Here is an 18,286-nt window from a genome sequence, read left to right as displayed (position 1 = left end):
GGCGCCGGTCGCCGACCGGCCGGCCGCCGGGGCGGTCGTGGACGAGGGGGTGCTGGCCGGGGTGCGGCAGGTGCTGGCGGCGGGCGGGGCGCCCGAGCAGCTGGCCGGGGGCGTGGTGGGCGCGCTCGGCGAGCAGGCGGCGGAGGAGCTGCGCGAGGACCCCTGGCTGCTGCTGGGCGTCCGGGGGGTGCGGCCCGAGCAGGCGGACGGGTTCGCCCGCGCACTGCTGGGCGACGGCTGCGGGCCGGGGGACGAACGGCGGGCCCGGGCCCTGGTCGGCTGGCTGCTGGAGCGCGCCGCGCTCGCCGGGCACACGGTGCTGGAGTCCACGGCCCTGCGCGAGGAGCTCGCCCGGCGCGCCGTGCCGGACCCGGAGGCGGCGCTCCACGACGCGATCGCCGAGGGCACGGTGCTCGTCTTCCAGGAGCCCCTGCGGGCCCCGGAGAGCCCCGCCCAGGAAGCCGGCGAGGAGGCCGAGGAGGTGCCGGTCCGGCTCCTGCTGGGCCTGGACCGGTACGCGATGGCCGAGGAGAGCCTGGCCGACGGGCTCGCGCGGCTGCTCGGCACGCTCCCCGCACAGGACCTCGACTGGGAGGGCGCGGCCGCGGCGGCCCCTTCGCCCTCGGCCGCCGAACTCGTCCGCGCCGTGGCCGCCTCGGGCCTGGTCGCGCACAGCGGCGGCGAGGCGGCCCGCGCCGAGCCCGCCGCGGTCGTCGCGGCGGCCCGTTCGCTGGGACTGCGGGCGGTCGCCGCCGCGTTCACCGAGGACGGCCGCCGGCGCCTGGCCGCGGCGGGGGACGAGGAGGCGGTCACCGTCTCCGGGCTGCTCTCCGGCCGGGAAGGGCCCGAGCGGGACGCCGAGGGGGCGCTCGCCGTCGACGTGCTCGTGGTGCTGGACGCGCCGCAGCTGGACGTCGAGGCCGCCGCCGCGCTGGTGGAGTCGCTGCCGGACGGCGCCCGGCTGGTCCTCGGCGGAGACCCGGCCGTCCTGTGGTCGGCCGGCCCGGGGCGGGTGTTCGCCGACGTCCTGGCGGCGCGCGCCTGCCCGGTGGTCGTCTCCCGCACCCCCGACCCGGGCCCCCTGGGCGAGCTGGTCTCCGGTATCGGCGCCGGCGAGCTCGGCCAGGTGGACGCCCCCGGCAAGGAGGTCGTGATCATCCCGGTGCGGGACGCGGGCGAGGCCGTCCACCGCACGGTGCAGCTCGTCGCGGACTCCGTACCGCGCGCGATCGGCGTCCCCCCGGAGGACACCCAGGTCATCACGCCCGGCCACGGCGGCCCCGCCGGCACCCGTGCCCTCAACGCGGCGCTCAAGCAGCGGCTGAACCCGGGGCCGGGCCGGTTCGGCGGGTTCGACCCCGGCGACCGGGTCGCGTACGTCCCCGGCCCGGGCCGGATGGTCCCCGGCACCGTGGTCTCCGGGGACGCGGACGGGCTGCGGCTCGACTGCTCGGGCTCCCCGGTCGTCGTACCGCCCGGCCGGGTGGCCGACGAGGTCCGGCACGGCTGGGCCGTCACCGCCCACCAGGCGGCCGGTACCCGCCGGCCGGCCGCCGTGGTGGTGCTGCCCGGCGACGCGGGCGCCACCCTGACCAGGTCCTGGGTCTACACGGCGTTCGGCCGCGGCGAGCGCCACCTGTCCGTCGTGCACGGAGCGGGCCAGGACCTGGCGCGGGCCGTGGCGGAGGTGCCGGCGAAGGAGCGGACCACCCGGCTGCGGACGCTGCTGAAGGCGCAGACGCCGCCCGCCGGGTGACCGCCGCCGGCCTCCGGTGACGTGGGAGTCGCCGGAGGCCGGTGGTCGCCGATGGTGGAGGGGCCCGGGTCAGCGTGCCGCGCCCGGCGCCCCCGCTTCCGGCTCGTCCGCCGGTACCGCGTCGAGGACGTCGTCGACCTCCTCGGCGTCCTCGACGTCCTCGACTTCCTCGACCTCGTCGTCCAGGGCCGCGCCGAGCATCCCGTCGTCGTCGAGGTCGTCGAGCTCCTCGTCGAATACGGCACTGACGTCGAACCGGCAGACGACCCGCTGCGGATCGGCCTGGTCGAAGGGGGCCGACAGCCACTCCCCCGGCTCGGCCAGGTCGTCGAGGGCCGCCACCCACAGCGTGGAGTCGCCCTCCTCCAGGCCGAACTCCTTGTGCCGGGAGGCGATTTCATCCGGTTCGTACTCGCCGAAGAGCACACCCAGGGCCGCGTGCACGCTGCCGCCCACGATTCCCGCGCTGCCCCCGGGCCGGTTCGACCCCGGCGCCAGGTCGGGGACGTCGGGATCCAGGTCCGCGACGCGCTGGGCCTGGGAGAGCAGCCGTTGCGGCTCGGCCACCGCGTAGTCCCGGCGGATCAGCACGCTCAGCGCGCTGGGCTCGTCCGGACCCGCGTAGGCCGGCAGGGAGTCGTCGCCCGGAATCTCGAAGGGGGTGACCTCGTCGTAGGCGTCGTACAGCAGCTCGTCGTAGGACTCGGCTGCCGCGGCCAACTCGTTGAACGCGGCGTAGACGGCCGGGTCGTCCTCCCCCGACCGGCGTTCGACGGCGTCGAGGTGGCGGTCCAGAGCGGCTTTGACCGCCTCGGCGGCGGCCCGTACCTCGGCAGCGGTTGGCTGCGCAGCATCAGACATAGTGCAGACGCTATCCGTACCGAGGCTGTTCCCGCACAATAGATGCGATGCCGGAATACGAATTCTGTGATGTGTATGTGCCACGAGGGGTGTCCCGGGGCGCGGCCACACGACTGCTGACCGACCACGCCGAGTACGGACACTGGGAGTTGGACCGACTGCGCCTCTTCCCCGACGGCAGCCGACGAGTGCGGCTGCGCCGCAGGATCATCCGCCAGCTGCGTGCGACCTGGTGAAACGACGGGAGCGGGCCCCGTGACCGGGACCCGCTCCGTCGGCCTGTCGGCGCTGGATCAGCTCTGCTGTCCGGCGCGCGCCCGGCGGTAGAGCACGGCGCCGCCGACCAGCAGGCCCGCGCTCGCCGCGCCGGCCATGCCCAGCTCACCCGCGCCGGTGTGCGCGAGCTCGTTGTCCTTCTCCTCGATCGCCTCGGCCGCCTGGGCGGGCCGGTGCCAGCCCTTCACCGCACCGGCCGGGGTGACCGGGCCGGGGACGACGTGCCCCGGCTTGTGGACCGAGTGCTCGGCGGGCGGGGTGTGGTGACCGGCGGGCGGGCAGTCCTCGGACGGCTTGTGTCCGTGGGGCTTGTCGGCCGGCGGCTTGTGGTGCGAGGGCTCGTGCGGAGCCGGCTTCCCGGGGTGGTGCGGCTTGCCCGGGTGGTGCGGCTTGCCGTGGTCCGGACCCTGCGGGTGGTGGTGGCCACCGTTGACGCAGGTGTTCCCAAAGGTGGGGTTGCCGATGCCGACGACGTCCACGCTGTTGCCGCAGGCGTTCACCGGCACGCTCACCGGCGCCTGGACGACGTTGCCGGAGGCCACGCCGGGCGAACCGACGGCCGCGCCGTGCGCCGCGGAGCCGCCGCCGTGGTGGTGACCGGCCTGACCGTGGTGGCCCTGACCGTGGCCGCCCCCGTGCCCGTGCCCCTTGGAACCGTGACCGCCGTGACCGCCGTGGCCGCCGTTGACACAGGTGTTGCCCGAGGCGGGGTTGAGCGCCCCGACGACGTTCACGGTGTTGCCGCAGACGTTCACCGGCACGTGCACCGGCACCTGGACGGTGTTTCCGGACGCGACACCCGGGGAACGGGTGGCGGCGCCCTGGGCGCCCGAGTCCGCGTACGCGTAGCCACCGGTCACGGCGAGCACGCTGCCTGCCGCCGCTACGGTGAGCAGGCCCTTTTTGGCGACCTGTCGCATTGCTTTGCCCCTCTGCTACTGCTGCTTGCCATGCGGAAGGCGCGCGGACGAGGTGCCCGCACGCGGTGTCCGGGTCGAAAGCCCGGCGGCCCCGGGGCGCATGGCGCGCACTCCGGAGCCGCCCGGTTCTCCATCCCTCACCCGGTGAGGGGCAGCGTCACTTGTTGACGCAGATGTTGCCGGTCGCGGGGTTGAGCAGCCCGACGACGTTGACCGTGTTGCCGCAGATGTTGGCAGCCACCTGGACCGGAACCTGGACGACGTTGCCCGAGACGACGCCGGGGCTGTTCACAGCGGCGCCCTGAGCGCCGCTGCTGGCGGCGGCCAGCCCCGCGCCCGCGAGCACGAGACCACCGGTGGCAGCCGCAGTGGCGACGACCTTCTTGAGCATGGATTCCTCCTTGTTGGAATGCGATCCCAGCCGCGGACCGCACACCCTGTAACGACACGGGGGGAATCGGGCTACGTAACCTTGAGCCTGTTCACTCTTTCCGGCTAAAAAGTCGCCAACTACGCACAATCTGACGCCTATTCAGAAACTCTCAGCACTCATCCAGGAAGCGGTCGAGCACCCGCGCACCGAAAGTCAGACCATCCACGGGCACCCGCTCGTCCACCCCGTGGAACATCCCCGCGAAGTCCAGCTCGGGCGGCAGCTTGAGCGGGGCGAAGCCGAAGCCGCGGATGCCCAGGTCGTCGAAGGACTTGGCGTCGGTGCCGCCGGAGAGCATGTACGGCACGGCCCGGGCGATCGGGTCCTCGGCTTGCAGAGCCGTCTGCATGGCCGCGACGAGGTCCCCGTCGAAGCCCGTCTCCAGGGCCTTGTCCGCGTGCACGTCCTCGCGCTTGACCCGCGGCCCGAGGATCCGGTCGAGGTCCGCGAGGAACTCCTCCTCGTACCCCGGCAGGAACCGGCCGTCGACATGCGCCGTCGCCTGCCCGGGGATGACGTTGACCTTGTAGCCGGCGCCCAGCATCGTCGGCGCGGCCGTGTTCCGCAGCGTCGCCCCGATGATCTTCGCGATGCCGCCCAGCTTGGCGAGGGTCGCCTCCATGTCCTCGGGGTCCAGCGGCGTGCCCAGCGCGTCGGAGAGCTCGTCCAGGAACGACCGCACGGTCTTGGTCACCCGCACCGGGAACTGGTGCCGCCCCAGCCGGCCGACCGCCTCGCACAGCTCGGTGATCGCGTTGTCCGTGTTGGTCATGGAGCCGTGGCCCGCGGTGCCCTCCACGGTCAGCCGCATCCAGTGCATGCCCTTCTGGGCCGTCTCGATCAGATACAGCCGCAGGTTCTCGTTGACCGTGAAGGAGAAGCCGCCGACCTCACTGATCGCCTCGGTGACGCCCTCGAAGAGCCCGGGGTGCTTGTCCACCAGGTACCGGGCCCCGTACGTCCCACCCGCCTCCTCGTCCGCGAGGAAGGCCAGCACCACGTCCCGCGGCGGCTTGCGCCCGGTCCGCATCCGGTCGCGGACGACCGCGAGGGTCATCGCGTCCATGTCCTTCATGTCCACGGCCCCGCGCCCCCACAGGCACCCGTCGGCGATCTCGCCGGCGAACGGGTGGTGGGTCCAGTCCGCGGCGTCGGCCGGGACGACGTCGGTGTGCCCGTGGATCAGCAGCGCCGGCCGCGACGGGTCCTCCCCCTCGATCCGCGCGACGGTGGAGGCCCGCCCCGGGTGCGACTCAAAGATCTTCGGCTCCAGCCCCACCTCGGCCAGCTTTTCCGCCACGTACTCGGCGGCGGCGCGCTCCCCCGGCCCGGAGTGGTCGCCGTAGTTGCTCGTGTCGATCCGGATCAGGTCGCGGCAGAGATCCACGACCTCGCTCTCGGCACCCGTTGTCTGTCCCGCGCTCACGCTGCCTCCTCATGGTTCGCCACCCGGCCCCTCTCGCACGGGCCCGGCATGGTTCCACCGCCATCCTGCACCCGCCACCGCCCCCGCCCAAGGCCCTTTTCCTGCCGACACACTCCCGACACTTCCCGAGAAGCCGCTGGTCGCAGCGGTCCCCCGCCCCTGGGGCGGCCCCCGCGGCCACCCTGCTCACGTGATCGACCACCGTCCGGAACCTGGTATTGTTTTCCATGTCGCCGCGGGGATCACCCAGCGGAGACAGACACCTGGTCCGGGTGGCGGAATGGCAGACGCGCTAGCTTGAGGTGCTAGTGCCCTTTATCGGGCGTGGGGGTTCAAGTCCCCCCTCGGACACCAGCGGGAAACCCCAGTTCATCTGGGGTTTTTCTGTTTTTGGTGGGTGCTGGTGAGCCTTCGCGTGCACCCGGAGGGTGTCGTCATCGTCCATGGGCCGGCGCCCAGGTGGGCGCGGCCGGTCAGTACAGGGACACCCTGGCGCTCGCGGATCCGGATGATCCGGTGGGTGCGGGTGGCGGTCAGGCCGTGGGCACGTCCTGGCGGTGCGGGCGAGCTCCACCGGGCAGAACGCAGTCGGGATCGGCTTCGCGCAGGGCGCGCCGGCGCGGCGGGAGTTTGCAGCGGCGGTCACCGTCTGTCAGCCGATGACGTACAACGACTGCGCGAGGAAGCTCCCCGAACAGATCGGGAAAGCTGACGATGAGTGATCGGCACCCCGGGCCCGGCGGAGTGGAAGCGCTGTCGACCGAGGTACTGATCTGCATGGCCTGTCACCACTCGGCGTTGCTGGGCGCCTCGACCTGAGGAGTATTCGGCTCGGAGACGAAGAGAGCGGTCGAGGGGCGGGTATCGATGTACTGCCCGGTGCGACCCTGTCGGACGTGGACTTCTCCGAAGCCGAAGCTCCGGGGATCCGGCTCGTGGGGGCCCGGGTGGTCAACTGCGTATTCGATAAGGCGAATTTCGATGACCTGGAGGCCCGGGCGACCGAATTTGTCGGCTGCTCGTTCGCCGGGGCAAGCCTCCGCGGCGCGCAGCTGAGCCTTCCGCTGGGTGTTCACTACAGCGTATATGAAGATGTTGATTTTTCGCGCGTCACGCTCTTCGGTGCAAGCTGTGTCGATGCCTCGTTCAAGCGGTGTGCATTTTCCCGGGTCAAAATGGGGGCGATGGATTTCCGAGGGGCCGACTTCGTGGACTGTTCGTTCTCCGGGGCTCTGCGCAAGGTTGTGTTCTCGGGTGACTCTCTTACCGGGAGGGAGTTGCAGGGTCACGTCACGCAGAAGGTCGACTTCTCCGATGCGATGCTGCGCGACGTCGAGTTCCGCGGTATTGATCTCGACGGCGTCTCCTTGCCCGAGGCTTGGGAAGAATCTTGGACCGGCTTCCCGTATCTGGGCAGCCCTTCACTTACGGGTTGAGAGCGTACCTGGCTGCGGAGCGCGGTCATTCGCATCCTGCGAGAGAGCTTGGTATTTGGCACCGGGCATCCCTGGGGAAGACTCCCGAGGAGCATGAGTATGCAATTCGGCTGCTACGCGCATGTGAGAGTGAATGCGAGGGGCGACGAATAGCCGATACCGAGTGACGATTACGGCTGGAGACCGCCGACCCCGATAGTGGTCACCAACCAGCCCAACCGGATCTTCCTGAAGAACTGGCGCGGCGCCCTGGGCCTGCCGGCGGAGCGCCACCTCGGCACCTTCGACCGCTTCGGCAACCTCTACGGTGCCCCGGCCGGCTCCGGCCGGGGCACCGTAGAGGCGGGACCCTCGGGGCCGCGGGGCTACCCCGACGCCCGGCCGGCGGCGCGCAACCGCACCTTGCAGGAGCGCCGGAGCAAGTAGGGCACCGCGATCTGGTGCACCGGCCGGGCCAGCCCCCACAGCAGGCCGGCTCCGCGCCCCTTGAAGTGCTGGGCGGTGGCCCACATCAGCGTCGAGTCCTGGGTGAGCACCACGTTGTAGGCGGAGAACAGGCCCGAATGCCCGTCCATGGTCAGTGAGTCGGGCGCGGACCCGGTGATGCGCCACCCGAGGACGTGCTCGGCGGACCCGGACCTCGGTCCCATGCGCAGCCCCAGGACCTTGGCCCAGCCGAAGCGCAGGAAGAAGCGCAGCGCGGCCGGGGCCTCCTCGATCGCCGACCGCGCCCACTCCTCCGGTGTCCGGGAGCGGGCGTCGCCGACCGGTATCGCGTAGGCCGAGGCGTAGTGGGGGCCGGTGAATTCCTCGGTTTTCCTGAGGGATTGCGGAACTTCGACGCGACGCGCACGCGGAACGGTCATGGCGCGTACTCCTTCGGCTGACGGACGCAGACGATACGGCAGAGTAATGGATCGCTCACAAACTCCCCAGGAGGAAAGGCAGTTGAAACCTCTCAGTTTCCATGAACGGGCCCGCCCAGGTGAGCGGAAAACCGGTTGTCGGCAATGTCTCGGACACCAGCCGCCGGGACCGGCTGTTCAGTGATCCCTGCGCGGCCGCGCCGGCCGGGGAGCGCGGCCGGGTGACGGCCGCACCCGGGGTGATCAACCTCGCGGCGGGCTTCGGCACCCGGCGCTACCGCCTCGGCCTGCCCTCCTCCCTGGAGTGGGTCGGGGCCGACCTGCCCGAAATCATCGAGGAGAAGGAGCGGGCGCCGGCGGCCGAGAAGCCGCGCCATCGCGGAAGGGCTTCTGCTGTCGGCGGATGTCGGCGGATCTGAGATCCTGTCGGGTGACGCGGTGGACGGCCGACGTCATCGGCCCGCTCATCCGGGGGAACAACACCCCGGTCGTATGCGCACCGGACGACGGAGTCGCATTCTTCGAACGCGCCGGCCGGGCCGTGAAACGCGTCGGCACCCAGTTGTCCGCGGCGGCGAAATGGCGCCGCCTCTCCCCGCCGGTACGGCTCGTGCCGCGGCTTCCCCGGTCCGATCCGCGGCAGCCGGGGCACGCCCTCCGGTCCGCGTCGTACGGCTCCGTAACGCGGATTCCGCGGCACCCTCCGCCTGACCCGCCGCTCCCTGGCAGACCGAGAATCACAACTACCGTTGGGCGGCGGGACGCGCCGGCTGACCGGCCGGGCGGCGCGGGTGACCGGCCCGCGCCGCCCGGCGGGGTCTCAGGCCCGCCCGGCGGGCTCGTTACCAGCGCTCTCGGCCGCCTTCTCCAGTTGGAAGGCCTCGTTGCCCAGGCCGATGCGGGCGTGGACCTCGGGGCGGACGGACTTGAGGACGGCGCCGAGGACGAGGCCGGCGACGAGGGCGAGGAGGACGATGCCGGGGAGGAGCCAGCGGAGGGGGGAGTCGGGTCCGGAGCCGACGAGGGCGTCGAAGTCGCGGACGGTGATGACGGCGATCACGGTGAGGGCGAGTCCTGCGACGGCGGAGGCGACGAGGCGCCAGGCCTGGGCGCGGGCGGCGCCGCGGCGGACGAAGAAGACGATGACGCCGGCGGAGGCGGCGATCATCAGGACGGTGACGCCGAGGGCGCACACGTTGCCGAGCCAGTTGGAGAGCCGGAGGACGGGTGCGGTGGGGTCGCCGGTCGGCTTGTCGTCGGTGGCGGCGAAGACGATGACGACGAACAGGGCGACGATGCTCTGGAGCAGGGAGCCGTGGGCGGGGGCACCGCTGGTGCGGGAGGTGCGGCCGACGGAGGCGGGCAACAGGCCCTCGCGGCCCATGGCGAAGGCGTAGCGGGCGACGACGTTGTGGAAGCTGAGCATCGCGGCGAACATGCCGGTGACGTAGAAGAGGTGCATGACGTCGGTGAAGCCGCTGCCGAGCCGGTCCTCGGTGAGTCCGAAGAGGAGGTTCGGGCCCTCCTTGAGGGAGAGTTCGTGGATCTGCGAGGGGCCGGCGGCGACGGTCAGGGCCCAGGCGCTGATCGCGAAGAAGACGGCGATGAACCCGACGGCGAGGTAGGTGACCCGGGCGACGACGACCTGCGGGCGGCTGGTCTCCTCGGAGTAGACGGCGGCCTGTTCGAAGCCGACGAAGGAGGCGATGGTGCCGCAGAAGGCGGTGCCGAGGCCGGCGCCGGAGAGGGTGTCGGGGTGGAAGGCCCGCATCGAGACGCCCTCGGGGCCGGGCGAGCCGAGGCCGGCGATGTCGAAGACGAGGACCATGACGACCTCGATGAGCAGCAGGACGCCGAGGACCTTGACGTTCAGGTCGATCTTCAGCCAGCCGAGCGCGCCGACGATCACGACGGCGGCGAGGGCGGGTATCCACCAGGCGACGGTCAGGTCCAGATGGCGTTCGAGCAGGTTGGAGAGCTCGAACCCGAAGAGGCCGTAGATGCAGCACTGCATGGCGCTGTACGAGACCAGGGCGACGATGGAGGACGCGGCGCCGGCCGTGCCGCCGAGGCCGCGGGCGATGTACGCGGTGAAGGCGCCGGCGTTGTGCACATGGCGGCTCATCTCGGCGTAGCCGAAGCTGAACAGCAGCAGGATCAGGCCGAGGATGACGTACAGCAGCGGCGACCCGACGACGCCCAGCACGCCGAAGGTGACGGGCATGCCGCCGGTGGTCACCATCAGCGGCGCGCTGGCGGCGACCACGGACATCAGGAGGCCGGCCAGACCGATGCGGTCGGCGCGCAGGCGTCGCTCCTGCCCCTTGAAGGTGCTGATCTCGCCTGTTGTCGTACTGCCCGTTGGCATGCGGGGGCCGTCCTTACTGTGGGTCGGTCGTTCGGTGGGTCGTTCGGTGTGCTGTGACGCTCGTGCCGGGTCCGGCCGCTGTGCGTCCGGCCGGTTCCCCGGGCTCACCGGGAGCCCAGGGCGGCGCGGCGGGCGGCGCGGTAGGCGGATTTGGGGTCGCGGTCGGGGTACGACCAGGGCTCCCGGGTGACGTGCGGGCCGATCCGGATCAGGAGGGCGGCCGCCTCGGCCAGCCGGCCCTCGTGCAGCTTGGCGTGCGCGAGGTAGTTGAGGTCGACCTTGCGCCGGGGGTGCAGGGGGCCGCCGGTGCCGGCGGGGACACCGGGGGCCGCGGGGGCGTCCTCCTTGTCCGCGGCGTCGTCGGTGTCGTCGGTGTCCCACTCCAGCCACCAGTCGAAGGCCGCCTTCAGGACCTGGCGGGCCCGGCGGCTGGTCCAGTGCCCTGAGGCGGCCGGGTCGCGCGGCAGGGCCCCGGACCGGGCCAGGGCTCGGAAGCGCTCGGCGTGCGCGACCACGGGGAGCACGGCCAGGGCGGAGTCGGCGGGTGCCTGTTCCGCGGCCCAGGCGGCGAAGTCGTAGACCTCGTGCAGGGGGTCGTCGTGGTCGGCCTTGTGGCGGGCCAGGCTGGCCGCCATCAGATGGTGGGCGTGGTGGTGCTCGGGGTGCCGGGCGCGCACCTGGTCGAAGCAGCGGGCGGGCTCGTCCCCGGTCGCCCCCGCGTGCGCCAGGACGAGCAGGCCCAGCCAGGGCGTGGGGTCGCGGGGCACCATCCGGGCGGCGGTCCGGCACAGGCCGCGGGCGTGCTCCGCGTCGCCCCCGCGTCGTACGACGCGCTGGACGGCGGCGCAGGCGAGCAGGGCGGCGGCGTCGGCGCTGTCGGGCTCGGCGAGCTGCCACTCGCGTCCCCAGGCGGAGGCGGCGGGCACTTCGGCGAGGGCGATGAGGCGGTGGCCGCGCAGGTCCCAGTCGTCACCGGTCTCCGCGAGGAGCCGGCGGGCCTCGGACCAGCGCCCTCTGGCCAGCTCATCACGGACGGTGACCAGCTCGGTGTCGTCGAGTGCGGAGTCGAAGGTCGGCCCGCCCCCCAGCCGAGAGCGGCCCAAGGGGGGTGGAGGGGTCATCGTCGAGCGTCCTCCGCGGCGTGCGTCCCGTGCGGGAGCCCGGACCGGGTGCCCGCCGACCTGCAATGTTGATCACGGACAGCAAAGCGTTAGTCACAGCCCCCCGTCAAGGCCGGTGCAGTCACCGGTGTAACGGTCTGGATGAACGTCCGAAAGCGGGGTACTCGGACCTCACAACGTCAATGCCGTGGCTATCGTCTTCCGGGTAATTCCCCGACGAGCGGCCGGTCTTGAGGTGCGTGACGTATGGTCTTCGCCTTCGCCCTGAGCGCGGCTTTCTGCCTCGGTGTCGGGTTCGTTCTGCAGCAGAACGCGGCACAGCGGGCCCCCATGAGCGACTTCCTCTCCTTCCGGCTGCTGCTGGACCTGGTACGGATGCCGCGCTGGCTGGCGGGGATCGGGCTGATGATCTGCGGCATGGGGCTCGGCGCGGTGGCCCTGGGCGGCGGCGAGGTGTCGCTGGTCGAGCCGCTGCTCGCGACGAACCTGCTGTTCGCCATGGCCCTCTCGCGCCGGCAGACCAAGCAGCCGCTGGGCTGGAGCGGCTGGGGCGGCCTCTGGCTGCTGGCCGGCGGCGTGACCGCCTTCATCGTGGCCGGCCGCCCCAAAGGCGGCGACTCGGTGACCGATCCGCTGCGGCACTGGCTGATCGTCGGGCTGGTGATCGGCGGCGCGCTGGTCCTGGCGGCCGTCTCCAAGCGGCTGCGGATGAGCGCCGAGGCCGCGACGCTCGCCGTGGCCGCCGGCCTGTTGTACGGGCTCCAGGACGCGCTCACCCGGGTCAGCGGCGAACGCTGGTCGCAGGGCGGCTGGTCGACGCTCGTGATCAGCTGGCAGCCCTACGTGGTGCTGGCCCTCGGGCTCACGGGCCTGGTCCTGGTGCAGAGCGCCTTCGAGACCGCCCCGCTGCGGATGTCCCTCCCGGCCCTCACCGCCGCCCAGCCGCTCGCCGGGATCGCCTGCGGGGTCGGATTCCTCGGCGACCAGCTGCGGACCACGCCCGGGGCGCTGGCCTGGGAGGCCGCCGGGGTCGCCGCGATCGTGATCGGCATCGTCCTCATCGGACGGCATCCCGCGATGCCGTCCGGGCTCGCCGAGCCCGAGGTGCGCGATCTCCAGCCGCACTGATCCGCATCCGGCACCGACCCGCTTCACTGGAGCCATGACGGATCCCACCGAGCACCGGACCCTGTCGGCCGACGAGATCCTGGACGTCGTCGACGCGCACGACCGCGTCGTCGGGCAGGCGCCCCGCGCCGAGGTGTACGCCCGCCGGCTCCTCCACCGCTGCACCTTCGTCCAGGTGCGCGACTCCGCCGGCCGCCTCTTCGTGCACCGCCGCACCGCCGCGAAGCTCGTCTTCCCCTCCCACTACGACATGTTCGTGGGCGGCGTCCTCGGCGCCGGCGAGTCCTACGACGAGGCGGCGCTGCGCGAGGCGGAGGAGGAGCTGGGGGTTCGCGGGCTGCCCGCGCCCACGCCGCTGTTCCGCTTCCTCTACCGGTCGGAGGAGTACGGGGGGTGGTGGTCGGCCGTCTACGAGGTGCGGTGCGATGTGCCGGTCCGGCCTCAGGTGGAGGAGGTGGAGTGGTTCGCCTTCCTTCCCGAGGGGGAGGTGGAGCGGCGGTTGCCGGAGTGGGTGTGGGTGCCGGATGGGTTGGAGGCGTGGCGGAGGTTGCGGGAGTGGCGGGGGTAGGGGGGTTGTGCCCCGGGCCCGCCCTTTCACCGTTTCCCGGGAGGACCCGGACCCCCTGAACCCGCGCTCCGCGCGGTTGTCCTCAATCGCCGGACGGGCTGTTCAGCCCGTCCGGCGATTGAGGACGCGCGCCGCAGGCGCGCTCTGGGGGTGCGGGGGCGCAGCCCCTGCAAGAAACGGTGAAAGGGCGGGCCCGGGGCACCACCCCCCCCTACGGCACCACCACAAGCTTCCCCCGCGTATGCCCCTCCGCACTACGCCGCTGCGCCTCCGCAGCCCGCTCCAGCGGAAAGACCTCCGCCACCTCCACCGTCAGCCGCCCCCGCTCCGCCAGATGCGCCAGCGACGTCAGATCGGCCGCGTCGGGGCGGACCCAGAGGAGCCGGCCGCCCATTTCGGTGACGGCGGGATCGGCGATGGAGACGAGGCGGGCGCCGGGGACGGTGATGAGGGAGGAGGTGCGGATGACGCCGCCGCCGACGAGGTCGAGGACGACGGTGGCGCCCTCGGGGGCCAGGGCGCGGAAGCGGTCGACGAGGCCGTCGCCGTAGGTGATGGGCTCGGCGCCGAGGGAGCGGAGGAAGGCGTGGTTGCGCTCACTGGCGGTGCCGATCACGCGGGCCCCGACGTTCCGGGCGAGCTGGACGGCGAGGGAGCCGACGCCGCCCGCCGCGGCGTGGACGAGGACGGTGTCGCCGGGGCCGACCCGGGCGGCCCGCAGGGCCTGGTAGGCCGTGAGACCGGCCAGGGGCAGGCCCGCCGCCTGCTCGAAGGTGAGGTTGACGGGCTTGCGGGCCAGGGTGCGCACCGGGGCGGACACGAACTCGGCGAAGGTGCCGCGGGAGAGGAAGTCCTCGCGGACGTAGCCGATGACCTCGTCGCCCACCTGGAACTCGGGGGTGTCGGCGCCGAGGCGGACGACGATCCCGGAGACGTCCCAGCCGGGGACGACGGGGAAGACCGCGTCGAGCTGCCCGTCGAGGTAGCCGGCCTGGGCCTTCCAGTCGACGGGGTTGACTGCCGCCGCCCTGACCCCGATGAGCACGGAGTCCGGGCCGACCTTGGGCTCGGGGACCTCGCCGTACTCCAGGACCTCCGGTCCGCCGTAGGCGCGGTAGCTGACAGCCTTCATGGTGATGCTCCTCGGTCTGGTCGTCGCGGGTCCGGTCTCGTCCTCGTGTTCAGCGCGTTGCGCCCGCGGTTTCAGCGTCCGCCGCCGGAGCGGCCCCCGCCACCGCAACGGACCGCAGGGTGTGAATCTTGCGCAGTCCGAGCGCGGCGACCAGCGAGACCAGCAGGAACGCGACGCCGGCGATCACGAAGGTCAGGGTGAACTGGCTCTCGGCGGGCAGCTTGGGCAGGCCCGGCGGCAGGTGCTCGATGCTCTTGGAGGCCAGCACCGTGGTGACCATGGCGCTGCCGATGGCACTGCCGGTGGAGCGGGAGATCGAGTTGATGCCGTTGGCGATGCCCGTCTGGTGGGGCGGGACGCTGCCGACGATCACGGCGGGCATGGCCGCGTAGCCGAAGCTGATGCCGGCGCCGACCAGCATCCCGCCGGCGATCACGGAGAAGGTGTGGCCGTGGTCGAGGGCGAGCCAGGCGAAGCCCAGGGTGCCGGCGAGCGAGGCGAGCAGCAGCACCGGCCGCGGGCCGTGGTGGCGGACCAGCTTGCCGCCGACGGGGGCGGCGAGCAGCGAGACCAGGGTGCCCGGCAGCAGGAACTCGACGGAGGCCCGGAGGATGCTCGCGTCGAAGCCGTAGTCCGCGATCTTCGAGGGCATCTGCACGAGGTAGGAGACGCCGATGAAGAGGGCGAAGGAGCCGAAGCCGACGAGCAGCCCGGCGAGGTTGGCGAAGAGCACCGGCCGGTGGGCGAACATCCGCATGTCGACCAGCGGCTCGCGCACCTTGCGCTCGACCAGCGTCCACACGGCGGCCATCACCACGGCCCCGGCGAAGCAGCCGAGCGTCCGGGCCGAGGACCAGCCCCACTCGTGCCCCTGGGAGATGGCCAGCAGGAGCAGGACGAGGGTGACGGCGAGGGTCAGGGCGCCGAGCACGTCCGTCCGTCCGCCGGTGGTCTCCCGGGTGGCGGGGACGAGCACGACGACGGCGATCAGGGCCAGCGCGGCGAGGCCGGTGGCCAGCCAGAAGGCGCTGCGGTAGTCGGGGTGGTCGCCGGAGGTGAGCAGGCCGACGGCGACCAGGGCGAGGCCGCTGCCGAACGCGAGGGTGCCGCTGACCAGGGCCATGGCACCGGGCAGCCGGGCCGGGCGGATCTCCTCGCGGAGCACCGAGAGGGCGAGCGGGAAGATCGCGGTGGCGGCGCCCTGGAGCACCCGGCCGACGATCAGCCAGAGCAGGGAGTGGGTCACGGCGGCCAGGACGGACCCGGCGACCATGACGACGAGCACGCCGACGAGCGTCTTCTTCTTGCCGTGCTGGTCACCGAAGCGGCCGAGCAGCGGGGTGAAGACGGCGGCGGAGAGCAGGGTGGCGGTGGTGACCCAGCTGACGTTGGCCGGGGTGGTCTCCAGGTCGCTCTGGATGAGGCCGAGGATCGGCACGACCAGCGTCTGCATCATCGAGACCACCATGGCGGCCAGGCTCAGGGCGAAGACGATGACCGTCTCGCTCCGTTGCCGGGCCTGGGTGGCGGGCGCTGAGGTGGTCATGGGCGGTGAGGTCCCTCCGTTGCTTTGCTTCACGACGTTGATGCTTGAGGTCGTCAAGCAACCGGGCAACGGTAGGCTCCGATACTTGAGGTCGTCAAGTTAATGCTTTAGGCCATCAACCTCTTGAGTAGACTGGTTTCCATGACCGCCCCGACCTCCCCCAGCAAGTCCGAGCTCCTGGAGCTGGTGGCGGCGCTCGGCACCGCCCAGTGGCAGGACTTCTCGGCCTCCGCCGCCCGGCACGGCCTCACCGGCGTCCAGGCCAAGCTGCTCGGCCGGCTCAAGGGGCCGGTTCCGATGCGCGGCCTGGCCACCCTGCTGGTCTGCGACGCCTCCAACGTCACCGGCATCGTGGACCGGCTGGAGGCCCGCGGCCTGGTGCGCCGGGAGCCGGACCCCTCCGACCGCCGGGTGAAGAACGTGGTGGCCACCGACGAGGGCCGGGAGACCATCCGCCGGGTCAGGGAGGAGATGCGGGCCACGCACCACGCCCTCGACTCCCTCGACGCCGACGAGCGCGCCGTCCTCCACGGCCTGCTGGAGCGGCTGCGCACCGGCCTGGAGCACCGCGGCTGACCACGGCCCCTCCCCATATGCCGCGCCCCGTCCGTATTCTGACGGCCGGTCCGGTCCCACGCACCCGGCGCGGACCGTGAGGAGAGGCGCACCGATGTCGAGCACCAGCACCCCCCTGTCCGGCCCCCGAGAGGCGTCCGGCCCCCGCGGGACATCCGGCCCCCGAGGGGCGTCGGAGCCCCCCATGGGCCCGGACGCCGTCCCCGCCCCCTACACCGTGCCGCTCGTGCCCGGCGTGAGCGCCTACGTCCAGCCCGACGGGGGCTGGTGCCTCAACAACGCGGGCTTCGTCACCGACGGCGACCGGACCCTGCTGATCGACACCGCGGCGACCGTCCGCCGCGCGGAGCTGCTGCGCGACGCCGTCGCGGCGAGCGGCGCACCGGCGCCGTCCCTCGTCGTCAACACCCACCACCACGGCGACCACACCTACGGCAACTGCGTCTTCGCCCCCGGCGCGACGATCATCGGGCACGCCGGCTGCCGGGAGCAGGCCCTGGCCGTGGGCCCGCAGCTGCACGCCATCTGGCCATGGGTGGAGTACGGCGATGTACGGATCACCCCGGCGGCCCTCACCTACACCGACGAGCTCACGCTGCACCTGGGCGACACGGAGGTACGGCTGATCCACCCCGGGCCCTCGCACACCGTGGGCGACACCATCGTCTGGCTGCCGCGGCAGCGCGTGGTGTTCACGGGCGACCTGGTCTTCAACGGGGGCACGCCGTTCGTCCTGTTCGGCTCGCTCAGCGGCTCGCTGCAGGCGCTGGAGACGCTGCGGGCGCTGGACGCGGAGATCGTCGTGCCCGGGCACGGCGAGGTGACCGACCCCGGGGCGTACGACCGGGTGGAGAGCTACCTCCGGTTCGTCGGCGAGCTGGCGCGCACGGCGCACGCGGCGGGGCGGACGCCCCTGGAGGCGGCCCGTGAGGCGGACCTCGGCGAGTTCGCGGCGCTGCCCGAGAGCGAGCGGCTGGTGGCCAATCTGCACCGCGCCTACGCGGAACTGGACGGGGCGGCGCCGGGAGCGCCGCTGGATCTGCCGGTGGTGCTGGGCGACATGGCCACGATGAACGGCGGCAAGCCGCTGACCTGCCACGCGTAGCGCGGCCGGGCTCCCTCGGCGGCCGGGCCCCTCCCCCGACGGCCGGGCCCCTCCCCCAAGGGTCCCGGCCGCGCCCGGCGGCGGTCGCGCTACGGGCGCAGGGCCCGCAGCAGCAGGTCGGCGAGGTGATCGCCGACCTGCTGGGGCGTCATCGGCCCGTCCGGCCGGTACCAGCTGCTGAGGTGGTGCAGCGAGCCGAAGTGGTAGTCCACGACCAGGTCGGCGGGGGTGGCCGTGTTGAACACACCCGCCCGCTGCCCCTCCTCGATGAGGGCCCGGAATCCCTCGTGGTAGCGCCGCCGTTCGGCCCGCACCTGCCGGTACTGCTCAGGACCGAGCTGGTGCATCGACCGGAAGAAGATCTTCGTGTCGTCCAGGTTCTCGATGGTGGTCACCGCGACGTCCGCCGCCGCGTCCCGCAGCCGCTGCTCCACCGGCGCGTCCCGGCCCGCCACCGCGTCCAGCCGTTCCTGCTGGTGGCGCAGGACACGGGCGTAGATCTCATGCAGCAGGTCGTCCTTGGACCCGAAGTAGTGGTACAGCGCTCCCTTGGTGACCCCGGCCGCCTCGACGATCTCCTGCACGGAGGTCCGGTCGTAGCCCTGGTCCGCGAAGAGCCGGGTGGCGGCGGCCAGCAATCTCTGCGGCACCGGCCTGCTGCTGCACCCGGACGACCCGTACGTCCCCGCTCTCCTCATGTTCCCCACCCTCTTCAACTGCGGTGCCGCGTCAGGTCAACGCGGCTCCCCTCGAAGGATCTTGCCACTC

Annotated in this window: 19 protein-coding genes, 1 tRNA gene and 1 pseudogene; 10 read left to right on the top strand and 11 right to left on the bottom strand. The window is 72.5% G+C overall.

Going from position 1 to position 18,286, the window contains the following annotated elements:
* Positions 1-1,756: helix-hairpin-helix domain-containing protein (locus HN013_RS29675; protein ID WP_171171693.1), on the top strand; the 1,756-nt coding region annotated here is incomplete at its 5' end.
* A gap of 69 nt (positions 1,757-1,825) precedes the next feature.
* Here HN013_RS29675 and HN013_RS29670 read toward each other — a convergent pair.
* Positions 1,826-2,617 (bottom strand): hypothetical protein, encoded by a 792-nt coding sequence (locus HN013_RS29670; RefSeq protein ID WP_171171692.1) that lies wholly within the window; start codon positions 2,615-2,617, stop codon positions 1,826-1,828.
* A gap of 47 nt (positions 2,618-2,664) precedes the next feature.
* On the opposite strand from HN013_RS29670, the gene HN013_RS29665 reads away from it, so the two are divergent.
* Positions 2,665-2,853, top strand: a complete 189-nt coding sequence (locus HN013_RS29665) for a DUF5703 family protein (protein ID WP_078588254.1) — start codon at positions 2,665-2,667, stop codon at positions 2,851-2,853.
* A gap of 57 nt (positions 2,854-2,910) precedes the next feature.
* On the opposite strand, the gene HN013_RS29660 is transcribed toward HN013_RS29665, so the two are convergent.
* From HN013_RS29660 to HN013_RS29650, 3 genes are all read right to left on the bottom strand, one after another.
* Positions 2,911-3,813 carry a chaplin gene (locus HN013_RS29660; RefSeq protein WP_171171690.1) on the bottom strand — a complete coding sequence of 301 codons (903 nt, stop codon included), beginning with the start codon at positions 3,811-3,813 and terminating at the stop codon, positions 2,911-2,913.
* A gap of 157 nt (positions 3,814-3,970) precedes the next feature.
* On the bottom strand, positions 3,971-4,204 hold the full coding sequence (locus tag HN013_RS29655; RefSeq protein ID WP_171171688.1) for a chaplin: 234 nt from the start codon (positions 4,202-4,204) through the stop codon (positions 3,971-3,973).
* A gap of 151 nt (positions 4,205-4,355) precedes the next feature.
* Positions 4,356-5,672, bottom strand: a complete 1,317-nt coding sequence (locus HN013_RS29650) for a M20/M25/M40 family metallo-hydrolase (protein WP_171171686.1) — start codon at positions 5,670-5,672, stop codon at positions 4,356-4,358.
* A 266-nt stretch (positions 5,673-5,938) separates the two neighbouring features.
* Between HN013_RS29650 and HN013_RS29645 the strand changes: the two genes are divergently transcribed.
* A tRNA-Leu gene (locus HN013_RS29645) sits at positions 5,939-6,026 on the top strand.
* Between the two features lie 78 nt (positions 6,027-6,104).
* Here HN013_RS29645 and HN013_RS29640 read toward each other — a convergent pair.
* Positions 6,105-6,245 (bottom strand): annotated as a pseudogene (locus tag HN013_RS29640) (IS5/IS1182 family transposase); the annotation flags it as partial.
* A gap of 323 nt (positions 6,246-6,568) precedes the next feature.
* On the opposite strand from HN013_RS29640, the gene HN013_RS33485 reads away from it, so the two are divergent.
* Together HN013_RS33485 and HN013_RS33480 are read left to right on the top strand one after the other, a co-directional pair.
* Positions 6,569-7,108, top strand: a complete 540-nt coding sequence (locus HN013_RS33485; RefSeq protein WP_171171684.1) for a pentapeptide repeat-containing protein — start codon at positions 6,569-6,571, stop codon at positions 7,106-7,108.
* A 198-nt stretch (positions 7,109-7,306) separates the two neighbouring features.
* The gene (locus HN013_RS33480) at positions 7,307-7,534 is read left to right on the top strand and encodes a hypothetical protein (protein ID WP_249375581.1); all 228 of its coding nucleotides are present in this window, start codon (positions 7,307-7,309) and stop codon (positions 7,532-7,534) included.
* On the opposite strand, the gene HN013_RS29625 is transcribed toward HN013_RS33480, so the two are convergent.
* A complete protein-coding gene (locus HN013_RS29625) occupies positions 7,474-7,974 on the bottom strand; it encodes a DUF2867 domain-containing protein (RefSeq protein WP_171171682.1) in 501 nt (166 codons plus the stop codon). The two genes, HN013_RS33480 and HN013_RS29625, sit on opposite strands and share 61 nt — an antisense overlap.
* A 101-nt stretch (positions 7,975-8,075) precedes the next feature.
* On the opposite strand from HN013_RS29625, the gene HN013_RS29620 reads away from it, so the two are divergent.
* Positions 8,076-8,393 (top strand): hypothetical protein, encoded by a 318-nt coding sequence (locus tag HN013_RS29620; RefSeq protein ID WP_171171680.1) that lies wholly within the window; start codon positions 8,076-8,078, stop codon positions 8,391-8,393.
* Positions 8,394-8,794: 401 nt separating this feature from the next.
* Here the strand turns inward: HN013_RS29620 and HN013_RS29615 are convergent, their stop codons facing one another.
* Entirely contained in the window at positions 8,795-10,342 is a 1,548-nt protein-coding gene (locus tag HN013_RS29615; RefSeq protein WP_171171678.1) for an APC family permease, read from the bottom strand.
* A 104-nt stretch (positions 10,343-10,446) separates the two neighbouring features.
* Positions 10,447-11,463, bottom strand: coding sequence for a hypothetical protein (locus tag HN013_RS29610; RefSeq protein WP_171171676.1), 1,017 nt, complete (start codon positions 11,461-11,463; stop codon positions 10,447-10,449).
* 246 nt (positions 11,464-11,709) lie between these two features.
* On the opposite strand from HN013_RS29610, the gene HN013_RS29605 reads away from it, so the two are divergent.
* The gene (locus HN013_RS29605; protein WP_171171674.1) at positions 11,710-12,591 is read left to right on the top strand and encodes a DMT family transporter; all 882 of its coding nucleotides are present in this window, start codon (positions 11,710-11,712) and stop codon (positions 12,589-12,591) included.
* A 34-nt stretch (positions 12,592-12,625) separates the two neighbouring features.
* A complete protein-coding gene (locus tag HN013_RS29600) occupies positions 12,626-13,159 on the top strand; it encodes an NUDIX domain-containing protein (protein ID WP_171171672.1) in 534 nt (177 codons plus the stop codon).
* 211 nt (positions 13,160-13,370) lie between these two features.
* Here the strand turns inward: HN013_RS29600 and HN013_RS29595 are convergent, their stop codons facing one another.
* On the bottom strand, positions 13,371-14,291 hold the full coding sequence (locus HN013_RS29595) for an NADP-dependent oxidoreductase (protein ID WP_171171670.1): 921 nt from the start codon (positions 14,289-14,291) through the stop codon (positions 13,371-13,373).
* A 49-nt stretch (positions 14,292-14,340) separates the two neighbouring features.
* On the bottom strand, positions 14,341-15,837 hold the full coding sequence (locus tag HN013_RS29590) for an MFS transporter (protein ID WP_171171668.1): 1,497 nt from the start codon (positions 15,835-15,837) through the stop codon (positions 14,341-14,343).
* A gap of 141 nt (positions 15,838-15,978) precedes the next feature.
* Between HN013_RS29590 and HN013_RS29585 the strand changes: the two genes are divergently transcribed.
* Together HN013_RS29585 and HN013_RS29580 are read left to right on the top strand one after the other, a co-directional pair.
* Positions 15,979-16,413 (top strand): MarR family winged helix-turn-helix transcriptional regulator, encoded by a 435-nt coding sequence (locus HN013_RS29585; protein ID WP_171171666.1) that lies wholly within the window; start codon positions 15,979-15,981, stop codon positions 16,411-16,413.
* Between the two features lie 184 nt (positions 16,414-16,597).
* Positions 16,598-17,518 (top strand): MBL fold metallo-hydrolase, encoded by a 921-nt coding sequence (locus HN013_RS29580; RefSeq protein ID WP_249375579.1) that lies wholly within the window; start codon positions 16,598-16,600, stop codon positions 17,516-17,518.
* 89 nt (positions 17,519-17,607) lie between these two features.
* On the opposite strand, the gene HN013_RS29575 is transcribed toward HN013_RS29580, so the two are convergent.
* Positions 17,608-18,216: a TetR/AcrR family transcriptional regulator gene (locus tag HN013_RS29575; protein ID WP_171171663.1), complete on the bottom strand. Its 609-nt coding sequence runs from the start codon at positions 18,214-18,216 to the stop codon at positions 17,608-17,610.
* Between the last annotated feature and the right edge of the window lie 70 nt (positions 18,217-18,286).

Source organism: Streptomyces sp. I05A-00742 (assembly GCF_013055795.1).
Classification (GTDB): domain Bacteria; phylum Actinomycetota; class Actinomycetes; order Streptomycetales; family Streptomycetaceae; genus Streptomyces.
The sequence above is the reverse complement of the archived record's forward strand: the minus strand, read 5'-3'. Positions and strand labels throughout refer to the sequence as shown.

Excerpts from the sequence above, each read along its gene's own strand:
- HN013_RS29625 (WP_171171682.1), bottom strand. The coding sequence starts at position 7,974 with ATGACCGTTCCGCGTGCGCGTCGCGTCGAAGTTCCGCAATCCCTCAGG.
- HN013_RS29600 (WP_171171672.1), top strand. The coding sequence starts at position 12,626 with ATGACGGATCCCACCGAGCACCGGACCCTGTCGGCCGACGAGATCCTG.
- HN013_RS29610 (WP_171171676.1), bottom strand. The coding sequence starts at position 11,463 with ATGACCCCTCCACCCCCCTTGGGCCGCTCTCGGCTGGGGGGCGGGCCG.
- HN013_RS29655 (WP_171171688.1), bottom strand. The coding sequence starts at position 4,204 with ATGCTCAAGAAGGTCGTCGCCACTGCGGCTGCCACCGGTGGTCTCGTG.
- HN013_RS29580 (WP_249375579.1), top strand. The coding sequence starts at position 16,598 with ATGGGCCCGGACGCCGTCCCCGCCCCCTACACCGTGCCGCTCGTGCCC.
- HN013_RS29605 (WP_171171674.1), top strand. The coding sequence starts at position 11,710 with ATGGTCTTCGCCTTCGCCCTGAGCGCGGCTTTCTGCCTCGGTGTCGGG.
- HN013_RS29620 (WP_171171680.1), top strand. The coding sequence starts at position 8,076 with ATGAACGGGCCCGCCCAGGTGAGCGGAAAACCGGTTGTCGGCAATGTC.
- HN013_RS29670 (WP_171171692.1), bottom strand. The coding sequence starts at position 2,617 with ATGTCTGATGCTGCGCAGCCAACCGCTGCCGAGGTACGGGCCGCCGCC.
- HN013_RS29585 (WP_171171666.1), top strand. The coding sequence starts at position 15,979 with ATGACCGCCCCGACCTCCCCCAGCAAGTCCGAGCTCCTGGAGCTGGTG.
- HN013_RS29660 (WP_171171690.1), bottom strand. The coding sequence starts at position 3,813 with ATGCGACAGGTCGCCAAAAAGGGCCTGCTCACCGTAGCGGCGGCAGGC.
- HN013_RS29575 (WP_171171663.1), bottom strand. The coding sequence starts at position 18,216 with ATGAGGAGAGCGGGGACGTACGGGTCGTCCGGGTGCAGCAGCAGGCCG.
- HN013_RS29595 (WP_171171670.1), bottom strand. The coding sequence starts at position 14,291 with ATGAAGGCTGTCAGCTACCGCGCCTACGGCGGACCGGAGGTCCTGGAG.
- HN013_RS29590 (WP_171171668.1), bottom strand. The coding sequence starts at position 15,837 with ATGACCACCTCAGCGCCCGCCACCCAGGCCCGGCAACGGAGCGAGACG.
- HN013_RS29665 (WP_078588254.1), top strand. The coding sequence starts at position 2,665 with ATGCCGGAATACGAATTCTGTGATGTGTATGTGCCACGAGGGGTGTCC.
- HN013_RS29615 (WP_171171678.1), bottom strand. The coding sequence starts at position 10,342 with ATGCCAACGGGCAGTACGACAACAGGCGAGATCAGCACCTTCAAGGGG.